At 50.2% G+C, this 22,195-nt stretch carries 23 protein-coding genes and 1 pseudogene; 8 read left to right on the forward strand and 16 right to left on the reverse strand.

Annotation, left to right across the window (positions count from 1 at the left end; genetic code table 11):
* Positions 1-30: 30 nt before the first annotated feature.
* The 6 genes and pseudogenes from ACJ8W9_RS04675 to hemA all read right to left on the reverse strand — a co-directional run bounded on the left by ACJ8W9_RS04675 (position 31) and on the right by hemA (position 5,048).
* Positions 31-840 carry a tetratricopeptide repeat protein gene (locus ACJ8W9_RS04675; protein ID WP_411358732.1) on the reverse strand — a complete coding sequence of 270 codons (810 nt, stop codon included), beginning with the start codon at positions 838-840 and terminating at the stop codon, positions 31-33.
* Between the two features lie 30 nt (positions 841-870).
* The gene (locus ACJ8W9_RS04680; protein ID WP_411358733.1) at positions 871-1,245 is read right to left on the reverse strand and encodes a SirB2 family protein; all 375 of its coding nucleotides are present in this window, start codon (positions 1,243-1,245) and stop codon (positions 871-873) included.
* Positions 1,246-1,334: 89 nt separating this feature from the next.
* Positions 1,335-1,844, reverse strand: a pseudogene (locus ACJ8W9_RS04685) (response regulator); the annotation flags it as partial.
* The gene (gene prmC / locus ACJ8W9_RS04690) at positions 1,834-2,679 is read right to left on the reverse strand and encodes a peptide chain release factor N(5)-glutamine methyltransferase (RefSeq protein WP_411360545.1); all 846 of its coding nucleotides are present in this window, start codon (positions 2,677-2,679) and stop codon (positions 1,834-1,836) included. The gene prmC and the pseudogene ACJ8W9_RS04685, both read right to left, overlap by 11 nt.
* Entirely contained in the window at positions 2,679-3,770 is a 1,092-nt protein-coding gene (prfA, locus tag ACJ8W9_RS04695; protein WP_411359291.1) for a peptide chain release factor 1, read from the reverse strand. The genes prmC and prfA overlap by 1 nt, the downstream gene beginning before the upstream one ends.
* 15 nt (positions 3,771-3,785) lie before the next feature.
* The gene (hemA, locus tag ACJ8W9_RS04700) at positions 3,786-5,048 is read right to left on the reverse strand and encodes a glutamyl-tRNA reductase (protein WP_411360546.1); all 1,263 of its coding nucleotides are present in this window, start codon (positions 5,046-5,048) and stop codon (positions 3,786-3,788) included.
* Between the two features lie 94 nt (positions 5,049-5,142).
* Between hemA and lolB the strand changes: the two genes are divergently transcribed.
* The 6 genes from lolB (at position 5,143) to ychF (ending at position 10,078) form a co-directional block, all read left to right on the forward strand.
* Positions 5,143-5,775, forward strand: a complete 633-nt coding sequence (gene lolB, locus ACJ8W9_RS04705; RefSeq protein WP_411358736.1) for a lipoprotein insertase outer membrane protein LolB — start codon at positions 5,143-5,145, stop codon at positions 5,773-5,775.
* A complete protein-coding gene (gene ispE / locus ACJ8W9_RS04710) occupies positions 5,763-6,632 on the forward strand; it encodes a 4-(cytidine 5'-diphospho)-2-C-methyl-D-erythritol kinase (protein ID WP_411360547.1) in 870 nt (289 codons plus the stop codon). The genes lolB and ispE overlap by 13 nt, the downstream gene beginning before the upstream one ends.
* An 8-nt stretch (positions 6,633-6,640) precedes the next feature.
* Positions 6,641-7,588: a ribose-phosphate pyrophosphokinase gene (locus ACJ8W9_RS04715; protein ID WP_034732511.1), complete on the forward strand. Its 948-nt coding sequence runs from the start codon at positions 6,641-6,643 to the stop codon at positions 7,586-7,588.
* A gap of 125 nt (positions 7,589-7,713) precedes the next feature.
* Entirely contained in the window at positions 7,714-8,385 is a 672-nt protein-coding gene (locus ACJ8W9_RS04720; protein ID WP_411358738.1) for a 50S ribosomal protein L25/general stress protein Ctc, read from the forward strand.
* A gap of 6 nt (positions 8,386-8,391) precedes the next feature.
* Positions 8,392-8,982 (forward strand): aminoacyl-tRNA hydrolase, encoded by a 591-nt coding sequence (gene pth / locus ACJ8W9_RS04725; RefSeq protein ID WP_411360548.1) that lies wholly within the window; start codon positions 8,392-8,394, stop codon positions 8,980-8,982.
* Positions 8,983-8,986: 4 nt separating this feature from the next.
* Entirely contained in the window at positions 8,987-10,078 is a 1,092-nt protein-coding gene (gene ychF / locus ACJ8W9_RS04730; RefSeq protein WP_411358740.1) for a redox-regulated ATPase YchF, read from the forward strand.
* On the opposite strand, the gene ACJ8W9_RS04735 is transcribed toward ychF, so the two are convergent.
* From ACJ8W9_RS04735 to ACJ8W9_RS04760, 6 genes are read right to left on the reverse strand one after another with little or no spacing between them, the layout of a single operon-like run.
* Positions 10,075-10,929 carry a sulfurtransferase gene (locus ACJ8W9_RS04735; protein ID WP_411360549.1) on the reverse strand — a complete coding sequence of 285 codons (855 nt, stop codon included), beginning with the start codon at positions 10,927-10,929 and terminating at the stop codon, positions 10,075-10,077. The genes ychF and ACJ8W9_RS04735 overlap by 4 nt on opposite strands.
* Entirely contained in the window at positions 10,929-12,302 is a 1,374-nt protein-coding gene (locus ACJ8W9_RS04740) for a YfcC family protein (protein WP_411358742.1), read from the reverse strand. Before ACJ8W9_RS04740 ends, ACJ8W9_RS04735 begins: the two co-directional genes overlap by 1 nt.
* A 32-nt stretch (positions 12,303-12,334) precedes the next feature.
* The gene (locus tag ACJ8W9_RS04745; RefSeq protein ID WP_411358743.1) at positions 12,335-12,745 is read right to left on the reverse strand and encodes a group I truncated hemoglobin; all 411 of its coding nucleotides are present in this window, start codon (positions 12,743-12,745) and stop codon (positions 12,335-12,337) included.
* Between the two features lie 10 nt (positions 12,746-12,755).
* Entirely contained in the window at positions 12,756-13,604 is an 849-nt protein-coding gene (locus tag ACJ8W9_RS04750; RefSeq protein ID WP_411360550.1) for a DUF3034 family protein, read from the reverse strand.
* A 2-nt stretch (positions 13,605-13,606) separates the two neighbouring features.
* Positions 13,607-15,877: a putative bifunctional diguanylate cyclase/phosphodiesterase gene (locus tag ACJ8W9_RS04755; RefSeq protein WP_411360551.1), complete on the reverse strand. Its 2,271-nt coding sequence runs from the start codon at positions 15,875-15,877 to the stop codon at positions 13,607-13,609.
* On the reverse strand, positions 15,867-16,532 hold the full coding sequence (locus tag ACJ8W9_RS04760) for a methylamine utilization protein (RefSeq protein WP_411358746.1): 666 nt from the start codon (positions 16,530-16,532) through the stop codon (positions 15,867-15,869). Before ACJ8W9_RS04760 ends, ACJ8W9_RS04755 begins: the two co-directional genes overlap by 11 nt.
* A gap of 69 nt (positions 16,533-16,601) precedes the next feature.
* Here ACJ8W9_RS04760 and ACJ8W9_RS04765 point away from each other — a divergent pair, with 69 nt between their 5' ends.
* Together ACJ8W9_RS04765 and ACJ8W9_RS04770 are read left to right on the forward strand one after the other, a co-directional pair.
* Positions 16,602-18,011: a class II fumarate hydratase gene (locus ACJ8W9_RS04765; RefSeq protein WP_411358747.1), complete on the forward strand. Its 1,410-nt coding sequence runs from the start codon at positions 16,602-16,604 to the stop codon at positions 18,009-18,011.
* A 33-nt stretch (positions 18,012-18,044) separates the two neighbouring features.
* The gene (locus tag ACJ8W9_RS04770) at positions 18,045-18,710 is read left to right on the forward strand and encodes an SDR family oxidoreductase (protein WP_411360552.1); all 666 of its coding nucleotides are present in this window, start codon (positions 18,045-18,047) and stop codon (positions 18,708-18,710) included.
* 521 nt (positions 18,711-19,231) lie between these two features.
* Here ACJ8W9_RS04770 and ACJ8W9_RS04775 read toward each other — a convergent pair.
* The 4 genes from ACJ8W9_RS04775 to ACJ8W9_RS04790 are packed head-to-tail and all read right to left on the reverse strand — an operon-like array spanning position 19,232 to position 21,930.
* Positions 19,232-19,546, reverse strand: coding sequence for a hypothetical protein (locus ACJ8W9_RS04775; protein WP_411358749.1), 315 nt, complete (start codon positions 19,544-19,546; stop codon positions 19,232-19,234).
* A complete protein-coding gene (locus ACJ8W9_RS04780; RefSeq protein WP_411360553.1) occupies positions 19,539-20,321 on the reverse strand; it encodes an RHS repeat-associated core domain-containing protein in 783 nt (260 codons plus the stop codon). Before ACJ8W9_RS04780 ends, ACJ8W9_RS04775 begins: the two co-directional genes overlap by 8 nt.
* The gene (locus ACJ8W9_RS04785; RefSeq protein ID WP_411360554.1) at positions 20,312-20,887 is read right to left on the reverse strand and encodes a hypothetical protein; all 576 of its coding nucleotides are present in this window, start codon (positions 20,885-20,887) and stop codon (positions 20,312-20,314) included. The genes ACJ8W9_RS04780 and ACJ8W9_RS04785 overlap by 10 nt, the downstream gene beginning before the upstream one ends.
* Complete coding sequence (locus ACJ8W9_RS04790) at positions 20,884-21,930, reverse strand: RHS repeat domain-containing protein (protein WP_411360555.1); 1,047 nt, start codon at positions 21,928-21,930, stop codon at positions 20,884-20,886. Before ACJ8W9_RS04790 ends, ACJ8W9_RS04785 begins: the two co-directional genes overlap by 4 nt.
* Between the last annotated feature and the right edge of the window lie 265 nt (positions 21,931-22,195).

Below are 22,195 nucleotides of genomic sequence, written 5' to 3' on the forward strand. Positions count from 1 at the left end.
TTATTGTTTTTATAATGGGTGTACGAACCACTAGTGCAGAATTGTTTGCGGCTGGGTCCAGTTTTCTAGTTGTAAGCGCAGCAACTGTGCACTCGGATCATCGGGGCATTGTTCGACAAAATACTGGTAATCGTCAACTGCAACGTGATTGCAATCGAGTTCCTCAAGAATATAGCCGCGGTCACGAATCTCGTACGGGTCGTCGGGCAGCACGGTCAACAACATGTGGACGGTTGTAAGAGCATCAGCAAAACGGCGATCACTAATGAAAGCATGTTTGAGCTCGGACAAGTACCGCACGAGTATCAACTTTTGTTCAGCGGCTTCGAGCACTTCCCAGCTAAACTGTTCTTCATCTTCAGTGGCATCTTCGAAGCGCTCCTGCACTTGGCTGCCATGCAATAATTCACCCGTGCTTGGATCAACGAAGTAACTCGATTGCGCATAATCAAGACGCAGTAACGGATAATCAGGAAAGTCGATGAGCTCGAGCACGAGGCCATGATAAGACGCAGCTTCTTGCAGTAAAAAAGCCAACGTCAAAGGTTCACCAGTACGCAAGCGTATCGCGCGGTCAACTAGCACGCGTTTTGCGCTCAGCAGTGGCTCCGGCGCTTTACTGAAGCCTAAGTGGACATAGAACAAACGGCATAACGCCTGTAAGCGTTCGACTTCGTCTTCTTGCTGTAACGACGGATGTTCACGAAGTGCGTTCAATTCTTGGTAGAACGCACTCACATAAGTATCGCTATCCGCATGGAACACACGACTTATCTCCCACAAAATCTCGATAGTCGGGAGTAACTCGTGATCGACATGTTCTAAATACGAAAACTGCATACTTTTATTCATTACAACCTTATATTTTGTTTAACCAATCAGCGCTTGTTTGCTAAACGCAATGTGCAACAAGAACGCAATCCAGCCTAACGCGACGACAAAGCCTACGTAGGCCATGGCCTTGGTTTTCGCTTTCATTGCGACTAAGCCAAAAGCAATATAACCAAACAGACCTAGTAACTTGTTACCTAACCAAGCAGTCTCCCACGGCCATTGCTGCCACTCTAGTAACAGCGCAACAATCGTGAGAAGTAAAAATGTATCGATAATGTGTGGCACAATTTTGACCCACTTCTGCTTACTCATCGCAGCATCCATGGTGTGCCAAAAAAATCGCAGCACGAATAATAACACACTTACCGCCACAAAGGTGACGTGGAGATGTTTTAGCGCTTCATAGGGCATCTGTTTTAATCCTCTTGTTCTTGTTGTTTTATGGCTGCTGCAGCTGCTGGAAAATCGCGAGCGAGCGTTCGTTCAATGCGACGCAAGCGCTCTTCGAGTGCTTGACGTTGTTGTTCAACTTGCATGATATCGCGGTAAGACCTTAGTGCTGACATCACACTGGTATATAGCTTCTGCGAGGTCAGCTCAGTTTTCGCCTTATAATCGTTGATATCGTAGTTCAATACCACGGCGCGCTCGGGTGCCTGCCCCGGTTGCCCAGTACGCAAAATAACACGAGTTCGTTGATTATGTCGCGTATGACGCAAATAGTTGACCACTTGCAAGCCAGCGTCATCGGTATCCATCACTACATCTAGCAAGACAATAGCGAGGTCTGGATGTTGATCGATCTGTTGCTTTGCCTCGGCCAGCGAATGGGCACTCACAAACTCGAGCCCAGCCCCCTCAAAAACTAGGTCCATCAAGGCTAAACGAGTGACCGCATGCACTTCTTTCTCGTCGTCGACGATTAGTAATTTCCATTTTTTAACCGAATTGAGCGGCTTAGGTGCAGAGTTTTGCGTCGCCTCGTTCGCGAAAATAAAATCACTCGACATCATCCGTCTCCCATCGTCCTAACGTGATACGGTCAAGATTAGCATAATCGCGCCGACTCTCGACAGCATGAAAGCCGCGTTCAATGAACATCTCTCGGCAACGCTCAGCTTGTTGCCAGCCATGTTCAAGCACCAACCAGCCCCCCTTATTCAGGTAGTTTGGCGCCTGGTCGATGATCGTTTGCAAATCTGCAAAACCGGTAGCAGCCGCAACCAATGCCGAAAGCGGTTCAAACCGCACATCGCCCTGCTGCAGATGCGGATCATCAGCGGCAATATAAGGCGGATTACTGACGATTAAATCAAACCTTTGCTGAGACAGTTGCGCGAACCAGTCACTCTGTGCAATTTGCACTTCTAGCGCTAAACGTTCGGCGTTCAGTCGCGCCAAAGCCACTGCACCAGCAGCACTATCAACGGCGCTGACATGCCATTGGGGGCGCTCACTTTTCAGCGCTAAGGCGATAGCTCCGGTGCCTGTACCAAGATCTAGAACACTCGCCTGCGCAGCAATCGCTAAGTGCAGGCATGTCTCGACCAAAACCTCGGTATCCGGCCGCGGAATCAAAGTACTGGCGTTGACTTGTAAGGGCAGCGACCAGAATTCACGCTCACCCAACAGGTGCGCCACTGGCTGACCTTTTGCCCGTGCTGCTATGAGCTGGTCATAGGCGGCTACTTGGGTCTGGCTGAGTTCACGTTCGGGCCAAGTGTGCAAATAGCTGCGCGTTTGTTGCAGGACATGCGCCAACAACACTTCGGCATCAAGTCGCGGTGTTTCACTATTTAGTATGCGCTGCTGTGCGTCGCGCAAACACTTGGCAATGCTGGTCATTAATCCTGTTGCTCGGCTAGTGCTGCCAATTGGTCCGCATGATGCTCTTGCACGATGGCATCAAGTAGCAAATCGAGGCCACCCTCGAGCACTTCGTCTAACCGATAAAGGGTCAAGTTGATACGATGGTCGCTGACGCGGCCCTGCGGATAATTGTAGGTGCGAATGCGTTCTGAGCGGTCACCGCTACCCACTAAACTACGGCGGGTGGACTGTTCTTCTTGACGGCGTTTATCGTCTTCCATTTGCTGCAAACGCGCATACAACACCGACATCGCCTTAGCACGGTTTTTATGCTGTGAACGCTCGTCCTGACATTCCACCACAATCCCAGAAGGTAGATGCGTAATACGAATGGCTGAATCGGTGCGGTTAACGTGCTGACCACCAGCACCAGAGGCACGGAACGTATCGACGCGTAGGTCGGCTGGGTTGATTTCTACCGCTTCCGCTTCAGGAATTTCCGGCAAGACTGCTACGGTACAGGCTGAGGTATGCACCCGTCCTTGAGATTCCGTTTCGGGCACCCGTTGCACGCGATGACCGCCACTTTCGAACTTCATGCGACCGTAGGCACCTTCGCCAGTCATGTGCGCAATGACTTCTTTAAAGCCACCATGCTCACCTTCATTGGCACTGACAATATTCAGTTTCCAGCCATGCTGTTCCGCATAGCGACTGTACATACGGAACAAATCGCCAGCAAAAATAGCGGCTTCATCACCACCTGCGCCGGCACGAATTTCTAGGTAACAAGGCCGGTCATCGTTCGGGTCTCGAGGTAACAGCAGAATTTGTAACTCTTGTTCAAGCTGTTCTTGTTTTTCTTTAGCTTGGGCTAGCTCGAGCTCACCCATTTCACGCATTTCTGCATCATCTTCAGCAATCATCTCTTGCGCAGCTTGCGCATCTTCTTGCGCCTGTTGATAAGCACGAAAACACTTTACTAACTCCTCAAGTTGGGAGTATTCACGCGACAAGCCCCGAAATTTATCTTGATCGGCAATGATGCCTGGATCACTTAGCAGATGTTGGACTTCCTCGTAGCGCTCTAACAACGCCTCAAGTTTGCGCGTAATTGACGGATTCATCATGAATGCACGACCTTATTGAGTATCTTTGTACAATTGTTGGAATAACGCCAACGCTTGAAAATCGCCTTGCGCACCTGCCTCACGTAATACTTTGGTGGGCTGATGCAAAAATTGGTTGGTGAGTCGCTGGGTTAATTCAGCCAGCACGTCATCGGCGGGTTTACCTGCAGCAAGCTGATTACGTGCTCGTTGTAATTGCTCTTGTGCCAGTAGCTCGGTGCTCTGGCGGAATTCACGCAGAATATCGACATGGTCTAAGGTGCGTAGCCATTGCATAAATTGCGTGCGTTGCTCAGCAATCATCCCCTGCGCTTGTGCGGCTGCCTCTTCGCGGCTGCGCATGTTCTCCGCGATAATGCCTTGCAAATCATCCACGGTGTAAAGATAAGCGTCATTTAGCTCATTGACCTGCGCCTCAATATCGCGTGGTACCGCCAAGTCGATGAGCAACATAGGCTTGCGCCGCCGCTGCTTCAACGCTTGTTCAATCATGCCCTTACCGATAATTGGCAGGGTGCTTGCCGTGGACGAAATCACAATATCAGCTTGCGGCAGCAATTCTGGTAACTCGCCTAGCGTGTGTGCTTGCCCTTTATAGTTTTGGGCCACCTGTTCGGCCCGCGCGAGCGTTCGATTGGCGACCGCTAAACCTTTTACGCCGATTTCATTTAAATGCTGTGCGACTAATTCGGCGGTGTCGCCGGCCCCCACCAACAATACCTGAGCCTGCTCCAGCTCAGCAAAAATGTGGCGGGCCAAATTGACTGCGGCAAAGGCTACTGATACCGCGTTCTCGCCAACCGCCGTCTCACTCCGCACCCGCTTGGCAATATGAAAGGTTTGTTGAAACAAACGTTCGAGGATACCGCCCACACTGGCTTGGTTCTTGGCAAATTGGTAGGCTTGTTTAACCTGTCCTAGAATTTGCGGCTCCCCTAAAATCAACGAGTCGAGTCCACTTGCCACGCGCATTAGATGATCAATTGCCGCATCATCTTCGTGACAATAGACATGTGCTTGCAGCGTCGTTGCTGGAATACCGTGATAGCCAGCCAGCCAACCAACGAGCAAGTCGGTCGAAGTGATGCCATTAGCCTCAGCATGACAATAAATTTCGGTGCGATTACAGGTTGAGACAATCACTGCTTCGCGCACACCGGTCTGCTCACGCAGGGCTGGTAGCGCATGATGCAACTGTTCAGGTGAGAACGCGAGACGCTCGCGCATATCAACCGATGCGGTTTTATGGTTAACACCGAGTGCAAAAATCGTCATAATAAAAAGCAGAGGGCCTCTGGCACAGCAAAACGCCGCTAATTGTACGTCAAAGGCGATATGATGAAAAGCACACCAACGGTGGTACAAACCTATGAAAGCACGCTTGTTGTTGCTGACGATACTAGTTCTAAGCGGTTGCGCGACCGCGCCACCGGAAATTCCGATCAACGCAATCGATGCCAATGCGGTCGCCCGCCATCAACAACAGGTTAGCGCCATTACAGCATGGCAACTGACCGGTCAAATCGCGTTATTTAATTTAAAAACGGACGAACGTGATGCGGTATACCTAGAATGGCAGCAGTCTCCAGAAGTTTTAAATCTACGGTTTTATCACCCCTTAAAAGGTACGCTTGCACGCTTAGAAGAAACCGCAACTGGAGCCGTCTACTATGATGAAGATGGCCAAGCCTACTATGACGCAAGCGCGGAAGGTCTTATTCAGCGCTTGTTTGCACTCAAACTGCCGTTAACTTTGCTACGTTCGGTAGTGACTGGCAAACAACCAGAACAAGCTCGTGCGCAAAATTTTCAACTTTTCGACCAAGCGGAGCTTCCGGAAGCAGTTTTAACCGCCTACGAAGTCGACGACCAACAACAGCAATGGCAAGTGCAGCTCGCGCAGTACGAGCGGCAGACCAATGGAATTCTGCTCCCCACTGAAGCACAACTTGAAAATAGCGCATGGCGCGTGAAATTACGGATCCGCAAATGGCAACTCTAACCCTACCTGCGCCGGCAAAAATCAACCTGTTTTTGCATATTACTGGGCGCCGCACTGATGGCTATCATCAGTTGCAAACGGTGTTTCAGTTTTTAGAAATCGCCGATCAATTATCGTTCACGCTGCACACTGATGAACGCATTGAGTTTCATTGCTCAGATCCGGCGCTAGCTAATGATGCTAATTTGGTCGTCAAAGCCGCACAATTATTGCAAACCCGACAACGCTTCCGAACTGGGGTTAGAATCATCCTCGATAAAGTATTACCCTACGGTGGCGGACTTGGCGGCGGTTCTTCCGACGCAGCCACCACTTTACTAGCCTTGAATCATTTGTGGCAGTTGCGCCTCACGGTCGACGAACTTGCCGCTCTTGGTTTGCAACTCGGTGCCGACGTGCCGGTTTTTGTGCGCGGCTATGCTGCTTTTGCCGAAGGTGTAGGTGAACGACTGAGTCCTGTGTCGCCACCTATGCCTTGGTATCTTGTCGTTGACCCAAAAGTACACATTAGTACCGCTGAATTGTTTGCTCACCGCGAACTCAAGCGTGACTGCGCCCCTATTAATTTGAGCGACTGGCAACAGCAACAAACACAGAACGTATTCGAGCCACTGGTCCGCCGACTGTACCCAGAAGTTGCCAAGGCCCTCGACTGGTTGGTAGAATACGCGCCAACTCGGCTCACGGGCACCGGCGCCTGTCTGTATGGCGCCTTCGAGAGTCAAGAATTGGCACGCGCTGCATTAGCAAGGATGCCCGCACCATGGACTGGATTTGTCGCACGTGGCCTAAATGAATCCCCGGTCTGCCAGCTACTTCGGCAGGCTTCAACTGACAACCTAACCAGCCAAAATTGAGGTTTAGTGTGCCTGACATGAAGCTATTTGCTGGCAACGCCACGCCAGAACTTGCGCAAAAAATTGCCGATCGCCTTTACATCAAACTCGGTGAAGCCGATGTAGGTCGCTTTAGCGACGGTGAAATCAGCGTAATGATCAACGAAAACGTGCGTGGTTCTGACGTTTTTATCATTCAATCTACTTGTGCACCAACCAATGACAACCTAATGGAACTGATTGTCATGGTCGACGCGTTGCGCCGCGCATCAGCTGGCCGCATCACTGCGGTCATGCCGTATTTCGGTTATGCTCGCCAAGATCGTCGCGTCCGCTCAGCACGAGTACCTATTACGGCGAAAGTTGTTGCTGACTTCTTGTCGAGCGTAGGTGTTGACCGTGTGCTCACAGTTGACTTACATGCTGAACAGATTCAGGGCTTCTTTGACGTGCCAGTCGATAACGTGTTCGGTAGCCCAGTGCTGTTAGAACATTTGCGGCAACAGGATTTCCATAATCCAGTTGTGGTATCACCTGACATCGGCGGCGTAGTGCGCGCTCGTGCAGTAGCCAAACTCCTGAACGATATCGACCTAGCCATTATCGACAAGCGTCGCCCGCGTGCTAACGAATCACAAGTAATGCACATTATCGGTGATATCCAAGATCGCGACTGCATCATCGTCGACGACATGATCGATACCGGTGGCACTTTGTGTAAAGCCGCTGATGCACTGAAAGCAAATGGCGCTAAGCGTGTCTTTGCCTACGCCACTCACCCAGTGTTTTCGGGCAATGCTGTGCAGAATATTCGCGAATCGAACATTGATCAGGTAGTAGTGACTGACAGTATTCCATTGACGCCAGAAATGAAAGCACTCGACAAAGTGCACCAACTCACCCTCAGCGGCATGCTTTCAGAAGCCCTGCGCCGTGTCAGCAACGAAGAATCTATCTCGGCAATGTTCGAGTACTGATTGAATTTATTGGGCGCGGGTGGTACTATTCCGCGCCCTTAAAATTGACCTACAATTTTTTGGCGAGTGCTGGCTATTTGGTCGCGAATAACCGGCTTATTCTTATTTAACGGAGACACTCCATCATGTCGACTATTGATTTTATTATTCAAGCAGAACTGCGTACTGACTTAGGGAAAGGTGCGAGCCGCCGCCTTCGTCGCGCAGAAAAAGTACCGGCAATCCTTTACGGTGCGAACAAAGAAGCTGTGTCATTGACCCTTGATCACAACAAAGTGAACAACATGGCCGATCACGAAGCTTTCTACTCGCACATTTTGACGATCGTTGTTGATGGTAAAAAGCATCAAGCTATCTTGAAAGACGTACAACGTCACCCATACAAGCCTAAGTTGACTCACCTTGACTTCCAACGCGTTGAAGCGGGTCAGAAGTTGACCACGCACATTCCGTTGCACTTCTTAAACGAGAAGTCAGCGAAAGGCGTGAAAGACGAAGGCGGTGTTGTTGTGCACCACTTGAACGACGTTGAAATTTCTTGTTTGCCAAAAGATCTGCCTGAATATCTTGAAGTAGACGTAGCAGGCCTAGAATTGGGCTCTACCTTGCACTTGACTGACCTACAACTGCCAAACGGTGTTGAATTGGTTGAGTTGACCAAAGGTGAAGACCACGACCAAGCGGTCGTTTCTATTACTGCGCCGCGTGTTGAGAAAGAACCTGAAGCAGAAGAAGAAGTTTCTGCTGAAGTTCCAACCGCGAAAGAAGCCAAAGAAGAAGACAAAGACGAAGAATAAGTCGTCATGTCGACCATTCGGTTGCTTGTGGGCCTGGGTAATCCAGGCCCCGAGTATCTCCAAACCCGTCATAATGCAGGCTTCTGGCTCGTCGACGCGTTCGCTCAGCGACACGGCTTGAGTCTCCAACCTGAAACCAAATTTTTCGGTACCACCGCGCGCTTACAAAAAGGTGCATGGGACTTGCGTATGTTGCAGCCTATGACTTTTATGAACCGCAGTGGCAAAGCTGTAGGTGCCCTTGCTAATTTCTATAAAATACAGCCTGAAGAAATTCTGGTCGCATATGATGAATTAGATTTGCCTCCTGGTGTCGCTAAATTTAAGACCGGCGGAGGAAGTGGTGGTCACAACGGTATTAAAGACATCACGGCAGCGCTTGGCAGCCCAGATTTTCATCGTTTACGTATTGGTATCGGTCATCCAGGTCACAAAAGTAAAGTGACTGGCTATGTGCTTGGCAAAGCGCCAGCAACAGAGCAGCAATTGATGGATGATACCATTGCGCAAGCATGCCAGAGTATCGAGGTGTTGCTGGATCAAGGCTTACTTGCCGCCCAGCAACAGTTGCACAGTTTTAAAGCTCAGAGAGACTAAGCACATGGGATTCAAATGCGGAATTGTTGGTTTACCTAACGTGGGTAAATCTACTTTGTTTAATGCCCTCACCAAGGCCGGTATCGAAGCAGCGAATTTCCCGTTCTGTACCATCGAGCCCAATACCGGTGTAGTGGCCGTTCCAGATCCACGTCTCGACCAGTTGGCGGCAATCGTCAATCCGCAGCGTGTGGTGCCGACGACCATGGAATTTGTCGATATTGCAGGTTTGGTGAAAGGTGCATCGAAAGGTGAAGGCCTTGGCAACCAGTTTCTTGCGAACATTCGCGAAACCGATGCGATTGGCCACGTGGTGCGTTGCTTCGAGAACGACAACATTGTACACGTTGCCGGTAAAGTTGACCCGCAATCGGACATCGAAGTTATCAATACTGAGTTGGCCCTGGCCGACCTAGATAGCGTAGAGAAAGCTATTCATCGTCAAGGCAAAAAAGCCAAGGGTGGCGATAAACAAGCCAGCGCAGAAATTCAAGTTTTAGAGAAGCTCCTGCCGGCACTAGAAAATGGCGAGATGGCACGTTCAGTGAGCCTGACAAAAGATGAGCGCGCGATTATCCGCTCATACAACTTGCTCACGTTAAAGCCGACCATGTATATCGCTAACGTGAACGATGACGGCTTCGAGAACAACCCGTATTTGGATAAGGTTCGCGAAATTGCTGCTAAAGAAGATGCGATTGTGGTTCCTGTCTGTGCTGAAATTGAGTCAGAAATCGCCGAACTCGATGACGATGAAAAAGTAGAGTTCATGGCTGACCTAGGTATTGAAGAGCCCGGTTTGAATCGTGTTATCCGCGGTGGTTATGAACTTTTGAACCTGCAGACATACTTCACCGCAGGACAGAAAGAAGTCCGCGCTTGGACTATTCCGGTAGGCGCTACTGCACCACAAGCTGCAGGTAAAATTCACACGGACTTTGAAAAAGGCTTTATTCGCGCAGTGGTCATTGGTTTTGACGACTACATTACGTGCAAAGGCGAACAAGGTGCGAAAGAAGCTGGCAAACGCCGCGAAGAAGGCAAAGAGTATATCGTTAAAGACGGCGACGTTATCTTATTCCGCTTTAATGTTTAAGCAATCGGTAAATCAGTGCGTGCGCCCCACTCGGCCCACGAGCCGTCATACAGGCGCACGTTCTGATAGCCCGCTAAACGCGCAGCGACCAATAAAATACAGGCAGTAATCCCCGAGCCGCAGGTCGTTATGATCGCTCGCTCCTTATCCTCCCCCAGCAGTGCAGCAAATAGTTCTCGCAATTCCTCTACTGATTTAAAGCAATGACCGTCTAACACACTGGCAAACGGGAGACTTATAGCGTTGGGAATATGCCCAGCACGCATGCCCTCACGTGGCTCCGCTTTCAGCCCGTAAAAACGCTCCTGTGAACGGGCATCAAGGATCACGCTCGCCCCCTGTGTGGCCGCTTGCAGTACCTGCTGCCAGACCACACAGCTATCGCTTGCAGGATTTACTTGCAAGTTGCTTGATGCGCGTGATGGTGTGATTGTCGTCGTAATGCTGCGTCCTTCAGCACACCATTGCGGCAAGCCACCGTCTAAAATTACGCTGTTATGAAATCCCATCGCCTGTAACACAACCCATGCTCTTGGTGCTGAATAGATGCCTTGGTTGTCGTACAGCACTAGGGTGTCGTCTGGCTCGACGCCCAGCTGTTGCAGTTTTTCCGTCACTTGTGCTGCGCTTGGAAACGTATTGGGCAACGCTGAAGTCGTGTCGGTAAGGGCAGACTCTAACTGCAATAATTGGGTTTTTGGCAGATAAACCTTAGGATCATAGGTGATCGGGTCTTTCCCCACCACTTTCACCATGCTGGCGTCTAGAATCTTGACCTCTGGTTGATCAATATGCGCTGCCAACCATTCAGTACTGACCAGTTCAGTACTTGCTAGAGTATTCCGCAGCATTATTGATACCCTATTGCGACCGCAACCACCATAGCGATTGCACCTAAAACAATGAACTTCAACATTAACGGTGCGATAAACTTGAACCAGCGCTCATAAGGCACGCCAGCCAAGCCTAAGATCCCCATCAGCACGGCATTGGTTGGCACGATCATATTCATCAAACCATCCCCCAGCTGAAACGCAAGTACCGCCACTTGCCGACCAATGCCGGCGGTATCAGCTATCGGCACCATAATCGGCATGGTCACGAAGGCTTGGCCACTACCTGAAGGAATGAAAAAGTTTAAAACACTTTGAATCACCACCATACTTACCGCACCAAAGTAGGATCCAAAGGCCTCGACCGGCATCGCCAAATAGTAGATCAAGGTATCCAAAACTTGCCCCTGCTCAAGAATCATCGCAATGGAGCGGGCAAAGCCTATCAATAGAGCAGTCGCGGTGAGCTCTGCGGCGCCCTCGACAAACTGCTGAGCGGTGGTTTCAGAGCCGAGTTTCGCGACAAGCGCAGCAAACAGACCAAAACCTAAGAACAAAGCACTGAGCTCCACTAAGTACCAGCCGTGTACTTTAATGCCCCACACCAAAATCCCTAGCAGCACCACAAAACCTAGCAAGATAATCTTATGGCGGCCGCTGAGTTGCGGATAATCGGTATTGGTTTCACCCACTGCGGCTATGTCAGCCACCAGCGACGCAGAGGGATCCGCCGCCACACGCTTGGCATAGCGATAGACATGATGAAAACCGACCGCTAGAAACAGCGGCCACAGTAACAGGCGGTAACCTAAACCAGACGCAGGCGGGACTTCAGCTACTGCCTGCGCAATCAATAAGGTAAACGGATTAAACAGAGACAGTCCGTAGCCAATGCCATAGCCGACAATCAGAATACCCAGTGCAGTAATGGCATCAAGCTTGAGCGCTCGACACAGCGCCACCAACATGGGTACGAAGATCAGATATTCTTCTGCAACGCCAATCAACGCCGAAAAGATGCCAAACGTCAGCATACCACCGAGGATAAGCCAACTCGTGCGGTCAGCGAAGCGACGCAATAGAACCCCAATCAAGGCATCGAGCATACCCGTTGCCCGCAAGATGCCCATGGTTCCACCAATCAGCAGCACGAAGAAAATCACCCCCTGAGCATCGGACAGTGCTTGCGGCACCACCGTTAATAACGTAATCGGGCTGAGCCAAGGCTGCTCTTCAAGTTCGCTGTAGGTGCCAGCTTCAACCACGGTTTGCCCTATCTCGTTGACGCTACGGTTGAATTCGCCGGCAGGAATCAGCCAAGTCAGTACAAGCGCCGCAATCATCATCAAAAACATGAGTACGAGGGTGTGGGGTACGCGAAATTTAACCATTTGCATTTATCCTTTGCTGCGCAGTCGAAAAATTATCGGGCGACGATCTCATCATGAAATTCGGCCAGAATTGCAAGTAATTGATTCTGTGTGGCAACCGAGAGTTGATGTTGTTCCATCGCGGTAATCAAGTTCTCCACAATGGCATTAAACTCACTACGGGTGATGTTCATCCCAGTGTGGACCTCGATCATATTGGCGCCCTCGTACACGCAAGGACCGCCGACCAACTCACAAACATGTTGGCTAATCATGCGATGAAAACGTTCGATATCCACCTTTTCAAAATGCTCAATAACACGCTCGTCGGCGGCAATCTCCAGTACAAAACTTGCCATTAAATCGTCAATACCTTGCTTTTCGCCCAGCGCACGATACAAGTCGCTCGCTTGTGTAGGGAGCAGTAGCAAACTAAAGACGATGGCCAAGAGTCGATATCTCATTGTCTGTCTCCTAGAAGCTTACTTGTACTGAAGCATAAGCACCAGTTTGGTCCGGTAAGCCAGCAATACTTTTTAAGTCAACGTAAGCGAGCACGACTGCCACCGATTTATTCGGGAACCAGCCGACAAATACGTCACGCCAGTCATATTCTTTGGCAAAGCCTAAATTGTCAGGCTTTTGACGATATTCGGCACCAAGTAACCAATGGCGGTTCACAAACACGCCGACGCTGGCTTCACTCACGAGATCATAATCGTCATTCTGATCACCACCAAAACCTAGCAACCCTAGTTGATTCGCTTTCGTTGCGCGCAAAGTATAGTTGGCCACCCAAGTTCGATTGAATGGCCCCGCAAGCCAAGCCTTTGCTGCACTAACATAATAATCGGTACCGCTATCGTCCCGCGCGCCGACCGCCTCAGGCAGCGCGTAAGTGGTGTTGCGTTTGTGCTGTAAGCCAAACGCAATTTGTGGCGCGGCGCCGTAAACCAAATCGCCATAGAGTCGCACCTTTAAGCCGTAGATCTCTTGCTGCAAGTCACCGCCAATGGTATTCAGTCCCAAACGCTGTTGCGCGACGCTGAGTTCAATCCGGTTGTCATAGTTAAAGTTGATGCTTTGTACGCCCAGTTGAAAATCGTCAACATCGGCAAAATTGGCATTTACGGTGATGCCCCACTCGCCTTCTTCGGCGTAGCTTGCCAGTGTGGCCCAAGGCACAATTCCGCCGCCGCTGGTGCCTTCAATGGTGGTGACGGCACCGGTAGCGAGTAATTTGCCATCATCTGCCAACAGCGCCGAAGTATGGCCTAGACTCATTAAACCTAGGGCGAATGCGGATAATCTGCTTATTTTCATTGCTATTGTTCACTCTCGTTCTGTCGCAACTGTGGCGCTTGTTGCTGTAACCAATGAATAAGTTCCGGTGCAGCCAATGGCCGACTGAAGAAATAGCCCTGCACCGTGTCGCAGTCAAAATCGCGCAACAATTGCCATGCTGCTGCTTCTTCCACCCCTTCGGCAACCAGCTGTAAACCAAGGGCATGGGCCAACGCGAGTGTGGAATGCACGATCACTTGATCTTGTGGACTTGTCGGCAATTCGCGAACAAAGCTCTGATCGAGCTTGAGCTCATCAATCGGTAGCTGTTTAAGTTGCGCTAATGACGCATAGCCGGTACCAAAATCATCCAGTGCTACTTTTACGCCAATATCGCGCAATTGCTGCAATCGCGCGGTGGCCAACTGCGGATCAGCCATCACCGCACTTTCGGTAACTTCCAACGTCAACTGCTGTGGCAGTAAATGGCGCTGTTGCAACTGGGTTTGAATAAAGTCGACCAGTTGCTCCGATTGCAAGTCAACCGCTGATAGGTTAATCGCCATATGCAATTGATGACCTTGCTCTAACCACAGCTGCTGCTGATTAAGAGCAGTTTCCACAACCCAGCGGCTGACACGCAAGATATCTCCCGATTGCTCGGCGAGTGGAATAAATTCATCTGGCCGCACCACTCCCAATTGCGGATGTTGCCAGCGGACCAATGCTTCAACCCCTAGCACCTTACCCGACGCACTGGCGAGCTTTGGTTGATAATGCAAGTGGAGGTCGCGTCGTTCAATAGCTTCAGGCAAAGCCTGCAGAATTTGCAAACGGCGTAAGTAGGCTTCGTCACTCCCGGCTTGGTACTCGGTCCACAAAGTGCTTTGTTGATGTGCCGCATGCGCCGCTAATTCAGCGCGGCGAATCAGCGTATCGCTGTCACTGCCATGTTGCGGATAACACACCAAACCACAGCGAAACTCTAGACGATAGGACGTACCGCCGATTTGCCATGGCCCACGGGCAAATTGTTCTAATTTTTGTGCGAGTTCGCTGCGATCTTGTTCCGCACTGTCTGTTGTCAACACAAATTCATCGCCGGCTAGCCGCGCAAACTGCTGTGCTTCAGGGAACAAACGCTGCAAACGCTGCGCCACCTCTTGCAGCACTTGATCACCAAAGCGTTGCCCTAATCGGTCATTAATCGCCCGAAAATGCTGAATGTTCACCACCAGCAAACAGCCTTTTTTGGTGGCTTTGATGCGTGTATTGAAGGTCTGCTGAAACGCGCTACGATTGGGCAATTCGGTGAGCAAATCGTGCTTGGATTGATACAAAATGCGTTCTTCGCGTTCAGCGATAGCACTGCGCATCCGATTAAAGGCATCGCCCAGTCGCCCGAACTCGTCGCGCTGCTTGATCTCAATGGGCGCGGTAAAATCTCCTTTACCCAATCGCTTGGCGGCTTTGGTCAACTCCGATAATGGCCGATGAATCCAACGCGCGGTGATAAAAGCGAGGAGCAAGGCCACTAACATAGCGGCTAAACCAAAACCCAAATACTGTTGGCGCAGCTCAACATAGCCTTGCACAGCGTCTTTGCGCGACGTGCTCACCAATAATCCGGTTTCGTTAAATTGCGTCACATGAGCAGCTAAATCAGCCCCGCGCAGCCATTGAGAGAGATCATCAGCGCGCAATGCCGCCGCCAGACCTTGCTGCTGTTCAGCAACCAGACTCGAGGCAAAAATCGAATGGTCCGTCTCGCTGTAGAAGCTCAGGTCAGCATTGGTAAGACGTTGCAAAGACAAGGCTAACGCGTCATCGACGACAAAGCCAAGCGTTGCATAAGCGATTAAATCAGGCGCACGAACTGGAACGGTGACCAGTTGATACAAGCCACCATCGATTACTTGCACGCCGCGCGGTTGTGCCAACATCTGTTGGGTATCGAGTGCATGGGTACTCGCTAGTTCAGTACCGTCTGGGCGATACAACGCCATTAATTGAGTCCCGATGCGATCACCATGATTGACCATTGCGGAAATCAAGGTTGCACGATCGCCTACCGCAACCGCTTCACGAAAACCGAAATCATCTGCCAGCACTTGTGCTGCTTGCAACAACTGCTCACCACGCACCCGCAACAACTCGGTGAGCACCCGCTCACTGACGCCGAGTTCACGTTCGACGGTTCGCTCTGCTTGGTTTGACGTAGCAACGGTTACCGCCGCGAGTGTTGCGATAAGAACGCTGGCAGCCAACACCAGAAACAGAATGAAGAGGCGGGTTCGAAAACTAGTGAACATGTTGCTTTAACTGATTGAAACGTTGTTGCAATGCCGACGGTTCCGGCGCTTGTTGTTGCTGTTTTGTCACTGGCAATTGCACATTGATTTGCGTTTCTTGCGCGGCAACCGACACCGTTAATTCGGTAGCAGGGTCGTTACCTAAGCCCGGATACCAAACGGTGATTTCACTTTCTCCACTCGTAACTGTCACCTGCGCTTGTCCGCTCTTGTCGGTGAGCACTGATTGTGGGTGCGGCGAAACATATAAATAGGCGCGCATATGGTCATGAATATTACAGCCCAATACCACGACGCCCGGGTTAGGAAATTCGACTGCGGGGGCTTCGATATTGCTGTAAAGGGGCAACTCAAATTGCTTAGCCGCCGAGAACGAGAATACTTGATGACGAATATTATCACTGTTCGGAAAATTCACCGTGGCGCCTACCTGAACTACGGAAATAAAGGGGTCAAAGAGTTGCTCAACTTGATCAATCACGGCGTTCTTTGCAGGTGGTTGCGGCCCCGCTAATGGGCTGGACACGACTGCGCGACTCAACGCTTGCCCCTGTTCATCCACCACAGTAACGATCACTTCGCGAGCCTGCACAACTGCTGTATCTGCCAGTGCCAGTAGCGACAAAAAACCAAAAACTATTTGAAAGTTGCGCATCCGCACCCCATGCTTCTATTCAGACCTAAAATTTACGCGCACTGCTATACATCAGATCAAGGAGCAGCAATGGCGACTCAATCAAGCAATGGGAATACTCGTATCGAAAAAGATAGCATGGGCGAAATCGACGTACCAGCAGAAGCGTTGTGGCGGGCGCAAACTGAACGCGCTCGGCAAAACTTTCAGCTCAGCGCGCTACGCTTCCCGGCGCGTAGCATTGCCGCCCTCGCCCATATAAAAGCTGCTGCAGCTCAAGCAAATGCAGACTTAGAGCTGCTGACTCAAGAACAAGCTCAAGCCATAACTGCGGCGGCCAATTCGTTTAGTCGTTCCCCCGATCTGCAACACTTCCCGTTGGATATTTTTCAAACTGGCTCCGGCACCAGTACCAACATGAATATGAACGAAGTGTTGGCCGAAACGGTGCGGCGTAACAAGGGGCCCAGCGTTCACCCCAACGACCATGTCAATTGCAGCCAAAGTAGTAACGATGTCATTCCGACCAGTATTCAAGTGAGTTGTGTCATTGCTGTACAAGAACTTTGGCTGCCAGCCATTATGCATTTGCAGCAAACCATTGAAGCAAAAGCGCAAAGTTTGACTGACGTGGTCAAAACTGGCCGCACCCACTTAATGGATGCGATGCCGATCACCATGGCGCAAGAATTACGTACCTGGCGCACGCAGCTGCATCATTGCCAAGCACATGTGAACGAGGTCTGTGAGCGCTTACGGGCGCTGCCACAGGGCGGTACAGCCGTGGGTTCTGGCATCAACGCACCGCGTGAGTTTCGCAGCAAGTTTTGTGAACATTTGAGCGCCCGCACCAAGCAACAATTTTATCCCGCCGATAACCCTTTCGCCGGCATTGCGGGGCAAGAGTTAAGTTTGCAGTTAGCCGGCGCGCTGAATAGTTGCGGCGCTGTCTTGCTGAAAATCAGCAACGATTTGCGCTGGATGAACAGTGGTCCGTTAGCTGGACTCGGTGAAATCAGCCTGACCGCCTTACAACCCGGTAGCAGCATCATGCCCGGCAAAGTGAACCCGGTGATCCCTGAGGCTGTCGCCATGGTTGCGGCCCACCTTGCCGGGAGCTATCAAACCATCGCCACAGCTGCGCAACAAGGCAACTTTCAGCTCAATGTCATGCTGCCATTGATTGCGTATCACCTCATCGAGTCCATTGAATTGAGTGCAAATGCGATGCGGGCCCTTGCAGATCAAGCCATTGCCGATTTCAGTGTCAATCATGAGCGACTTGAAGAAGCCTTGGCGCGAAATCCCATTTTGGTCACCGCCTTAAATTCGGTCATCGGCTACAACGAAGCAGCTAAAATTGCCAAACGCGCGTACCAAGAACAACGCCCTGTCATCGATGTTGCCGAGGAGATGACCGATTTATCGCGCACTGAGCTCGAGCAATTACTCGATCCGAAAAAGCTCACCCGCGGCGGAATTCCGGGCGCATCTGATTAATTAATTCATATTGAAGCAATAGAAGGAGTTTTCATGAGTCAACACATCGTTATTACCGGAGCGAATCGCGGCATCGGCCTAGCACTCGCCAAACAGTACCAGCAGCAAGGCGCTGAGGTCACTGCGGTTTGCCGTACGCCTTCTGCTGAACTTGAACAATTGGGCGTTGCCATTATCGATGGGATTGATGTCACCGACGCCAAAGCGCGCGATTTGTTAGCCGAGCGCCTCGCAGAGGATCCCATTGATATTCTCATCAATAACGCTGGCATCCTTGAAGGCGACAACTTCGACAGCTTCGCAGCCGACAGTATCCAACGCCAATTGACCGTGAATGCGGTGGCGCCGCTCGAGCTGAGTCGTACCCTGCGCCCCCTGTTAAAGAACGGTAGCAAGCTCATTCTCATCACCTCACGAATGGGCTCAATGACCGACAATGGCTCTGGTGGCCAATACGGCTATCGCATGAGTAAGGCCGCGCTCAACGCCGCTGGCGTCTCGTTGGCTAACGATCTAAAAGACGCAGGCATTGCTGTTGCCCTGCTCCACCCCGGCTACGTGCAAACCGACATGGTCGGCAATCGCGGCGACATTTCGGCAACCGAAGCCGCCACGCGCTTAGTGCAGCGCATTGACGAGCTCACGCTCGCCACTACCGGCTGCTTTCGCCACAGCAACGGCGAAAAGTTGCCTTGGTAAACGGCTGCGCGCGTCAATTGAATACGAATATGGACATGCTCGCATGTCCACAGGGCGAGAGCCATGGATGGCTCGAGTCACTCCTAGCGGGTGCGACATATCTAGAGCTTGAAGCACGGATAGTAATCGCTAACTAAATTTTTTATGGAACCATATCGGGACCATTTTTATTCCAACACTAATAGCTCTTTTGCTGCATTCGAAGCTGACTCAATGTCTCCAAACAATCCAGCAGAATCAGGAGTTACTCTCACTTTATAAAAGACTTTTTCAGAGTTATATTTCTGAATGTATTTCTGAAGTACAAAAACCTTCTTTTGACTCATGTATCTCAAAGCTCACTGCGCCATTTTCTGTTGAAATGTCAGCTGACTGACTCATCTAGCAGCCTACGCTCGAACATTTAGAGTATTTGCCGTTCTAAATTCAAGTTCAATTATTACAGGATGCTGTGGCGAGTTACCAACCTAAAATGGTGTTCGGGTTTAGTCTGCCACGACAGTGGTTATATGTAAGCTAGGCTAAACATCACCCAAGACCAATTGTACAAGCTTAGGGTTTTCCTCGTAACATATCATCATAAACCTGATGTAGTCCCCGACAGTTTTCACTTCAAACTCGCCATTATTGAGTAGCTCAATGGAATTTTTACCTGCTGCATCCCTAATGTCATCCAGTACCATGTCGAACTGATTGCGCTTCCAAAATTTGACAGCGTTGGGCTCAAACGTAACTGTCAAATCCAAATCATCATTCAGTGAGTCTGCATCAACATCGAATATTTCAGCAATGCGCTCAAGGGATTTGTTTCTTATTTTCTCGCTTGAGCTATCCATTATTGTCACATCCGCAGCCGTTGTCACCTTCAGCAGAAGTGGCGTCATAAGCAGCCTTAATAATCACTCCCCAGTTATAAAAACCGTCGGCTATCAATGCTCCTGTAGCAGCCGCACCCGCAGCAATACCCCCAGCGGTTCTTCCTAGGTTTCTTAATCCCCGTCCTGAATACAACCCACTCCTTTTCAGTCGACCATTCCACCTGCTAAGCTGGCTTGTATATGGATTTAGTTGAGTTTTAGAGGCGCCAAAGCCTCTTAATTCAGGGCCTGTTTTAGCCATGGTTCCAAAGCCAAGAGTGGATGACAGCACCGCGATGTCAGTGGCTGTGCTCGAGCGATTTTCTCGAATCTGATTTGCAAACTGATTAAAGTTGAAACAGGCCAAACCTTCAGGGTCAATATAACTAATAGGGTTGCCGCCAACATACGCATACGTATTCATCCCACCGCTCAACCCAATCGGGTCTGACTGAATATAGCGCCCCGTACTTGGGTCGTAATCACGATGCCAGTTCTGCCAAGTGCCGCTCTCGTTGTCCCAATATTGACCGGGGAAGCCGATATTCAAGGCGCCAATGCTCGTACTGATGACACTGCGGTCAAAGCTTTGCAAATCGGCCTCCCAAACCACCCCTTTCGCATCATCGGTTACCTTATGCGGGCGACCTAAATGGTCGTTGTGGACAAAGTACAAGTCATCACTATAAACAAGCGCAACCAGCTCGCCTTCAAGCAAAACATAGTTCCTTTGGTATTTGAGTGCTATAGACAACGCCCTCTCCACTGTTCCAACTGCTCCTCCGATAGGCCATCAACTATATACGTGCCACTTGACGTTGAAAACGATAATATCTTAACCTTCCAATCTGTTAGCTCATGTTCATCTATAGCTTCATTACCAATCGCCGACACCCCGCCAACACAGTAGTACGCCTTTCCAAGAAGCTTGCCTTGCCGCATCATATCCGCATAAATTTCGAACATTTCAGCCGCACTTTTGCTTGGATGAAAAACAACACCTGGGATACATAATTGCGAACGCCTTGCACATGCTTGATATTCTGTAGCGCTGGTCATTTTGTGCCAATTATATGCGGCATCAAACGGCGTGTAATAGTAAGGGCTTAAGTAGTAATATTGCTTCATGTACGGAGCAACGATGTAGTGATTTCCTAGCGCTTCTTGAAAAATCGTGTGACTTTCTGCCGTTACCGGCGCAAGTTTTTGTTGCAGCCAAAACCGCGCGCTATCTGCATATTTCAATAGCAGTTGCGAAGCAAATAAGAAGAGGGTGACGCTCACAACGAGCGTCCAAAACGGCGATAATGGATTTTTCATCTTAGCAAGCTTCCACATGTTCCAACGGCAACTACCATGAAAACCCCTAGAGTCCCAGATGCTCCGCCAAAACTATTAGCTGTAGTCCAATCAGCTTGCTTATTAACTAATTTCCTCCTCAAAGTCCGCAATTCTTCAAGTTTAAGAAGTAGTTTAGCTTTCCTCTCAACTTCATTGCAGCTTTCGGCCTCCGAAACAAGTTCATCCATACCTTGACTCAGCATTTCAACCCCATGTGCGTATGGATTGTTTTCATAAGCGTTCATGGCAGCAGTTCGCACTCCTGCAGCATCAAAAGCAAACGCTCCAACTGACATCCCCAAACACACAACGCCAACCATTTTTTTACGAGATAGACCGTCTGGGTCGCTATAAAGCAAAGGATTGCTATCGACGTAGGCATAAGTGTTTAAGCCACCATTTAACCCAATCGGATCCGACTGAATATAGCGCCCCGCACTTGGGTCGTAATCACGATGCCAGTTCTGCCATGTGCCGCTCTCGTTGTCCCAATATTGACCGGGGAAGCCGATATTCAAGGCGCCAATGCTAGAGCTCACAACACTGCGGTCAAAGCTTTGCAAATCGGCCTCCCAAACCACCGCTTTCGTGTCATCGGTTACCTTGTGCGGGCGACCTAAATGGTCGTTGTGGACAAAGTACAAGTCATCATTATAAACAAGCGCAACCAACTCGCCTTCAAGCCAAATATAACTTTTCATATGTGGCCCGTTCTTGGTTTCGCTCAGCAGCTCACCGCTTTGGCCATACAAAAAGTGCCAGTCGGTCGTCGTTGAGCTCTTGGCGACCCGTTGCCCGTTAGTGTCATACCAGTTTTCGTAATAAAACCCTGATGAGCGTGTCAGCCGGCGTACGCGATTGTCACCGCCATAGGTCCAAGTGTGGGTCTCTTTTTGCAGCTGATTACCTGCATTGTCATAACTCCATATCGATGCATAGCTACCACTGGCGCCTACACGGTGTCCCGTCAATTGGTTGCTGTCTGCATCGAACGTATCACGATTAAAACAACATACCAACATCCGGTTCGACAAAACGGCAGGAACGCCGTTTTGGACATGCAAGCATGCCCACAGGGCGAGAGCCCTGTATGGCTCGGGTCATTCCTGTCGGGTGCGCCACTTTTACTTTTCTTAAAGATTGCCGTTACAAGCCTTTTGAGACATTCGGATGCGTCCTTAAAACCGCTTGCGTTGAATAAATAGCCAAACAAACGCTTTTTTGAGCAGTCGCGCCAACAAAAGCGTATTTTTGCGAAAAAGAGGTTGACGCTCGAGCCCCTGATTT

The sequence above is a fragment of the Pseudidiomarina salilacus genome (assembly GCF_047323925.1).
Lineage (GTDB): Bacteria > Pseudomonadota > Gammaproteobacteria > Enterobacterales > Alteromonadaceae > Pseudidiomarina > Pseudidiomarina salilacus.

Excerpts from the sequence above, each read along its gene's own strand:
- ACJ8W9_RS04675 (WP_411358732.1), bottom strand. The coding sequence starts at position 840 with ATGCAGTTTTCGTATTTAGAACATGTCGATCACGAGTTACTCCCGACT.
- ACJ8W9_RS04680 (WP_411358733.1), bottom strand. The coding sequence starts at position 1,245 with ATGCCCTATGAAGCGCTAAAACATCTCCACGTCACCTTTGTGGCGGTA.
- prmC (WP_411360545.1), bottom strand. The coding sequence starts at position 2,679 with ATGACCAGCATTGCCAAGTGTTTGCGCGACGCACAGCAGCGCATACTA.
- prfA (WP_411359291.1), bottom strand. The coding sequence starts at position 3,770 with ATGAATCCGTCAATTACGCGCAAACTTGAGGCGTTGTTAGAGCGCTAC.
- hemA (WP_411360546.1), bottom strand. The coding sequence starts at position 5,048 with ATGACGATTTTTGCACTCGGTGTTAACCATAAAACCGCATCGGTTGAT.
- lolB (WP_411358736.1), top strand. The coding sequence starts at position 5,143 with ATGAAAGCACGCTTGTTGTTGCTGACGATACTAGTTCTAAGCGGTTGC.
- ispE (WP_411360547.1), top strand. The coding sequence starts at position 5,763 with ATGGCAACTCTAACCCTACCTGCGCCGGCAAAAATCAACCTGTTTTTG.
- ACJ8W9_RS04720 (WP_411358738.1), top strand. The coding sequence starts at position 7,714 with ATGTCGACTATTGATTTTATTATTCAAGCAGAACTGCGTACTGACTTA.
- pth (WP_411360548.1), top strand. The coding sequence starts at position 8,392 with ATGTCGACCATTCGGTTGCTTGTGGGCCTGGGTAATCCAGGCCCCGAG.
- ychF (WP_411358740.1), top strand. The coding sequence starts at position 8,987 with ATGGGATTCAAATGCGGAATTGTTGGTTTACCTAACGTGGGTAAATCT.
- ACJ8W9_RS04735 (WP_411360549.1), bottom strand. The coding sequence starts at position 10,929 with ATGCTGCGGAATACTCTAGCAAGTACTGAACTGGTCAGTACTGAATGG.
- ACJ8W9_RS04740 (WP_411358742.1), bottom strand. The coding sequence starts at position 12,302 with ATGGTTAAATTTCGCGTACCCCACACCCTCGTACTCATGTTTTTGATG.
- ACJ8W9_RS04745 (WP_411358743.1), bottom strand. The coding sequence starts at position 12,745 with ATGAGATATCGACTCTTGGCCATCGTCTTTAGTTTGCTACTGCTCCCT.
- ACJ8W9_RS04750 (WP_411360550.1), bottom strand. The coding sequence starts at position 13,604 with ATGAAAATAAGCAGATTATCCGCATTCGCCCTAGGTTTAATGAGTCTA.
- ACJ8W9_RS04755 (WP_411360551.1), bottom strand. The coding sequence starts at position 15,877 with ATGTTCACTAGTTTTCGAACCCGCCTCTTCATTCTGTTTCTGGTGTTG.
- ACJ8W9_RS04760 (WP_411358746.1), bottom strand. The coding sequence starts at position 16,532 with ATGCGCAACTTTCAAATAGTTTTTGGTTTTTTGTCGCTACTGGCACTG.
- ACJ8W9_RS04765 (WP_411358747.1), top strand. The coding sequence starts at position 16,602 with ATGGCGACTCAATCAAGCAATGGGAATACTCGTATCGAAAAAGATAGC.
- ACJ8W9_RS04770 (WP_411360552.1), top strand. The coding sequence starts at position 18,045 with ATGAGTCAACACATCGTTATTACCGGAGCGAATCGCGGCATCGGCCTA.
- ACJ8W9_RS04775 (WP_411358749.1), bottom strand. The coding sequence starts at position 19,546 with ATGGATAGCTCAAGCGAGAAAATAAGAAACAAATCCCTTGAGCGCATT.
- ACJ8W9_RS04785 (WP_411360554.1), bottom strand. The coding sequence starts at position 20,887 with ATGAAAAATCCATTATCGCCGTTTTGGACGCTCGTTGTGAGCGTCACC.
- ACJ8W9_RS04790 (WP_411360555.1), bottom strand. The coding sequence starts at position 21,930 with ATGTTGGTATGTTGTTTTAATCGTGATACGTTCGATGCAGACAGCAAC.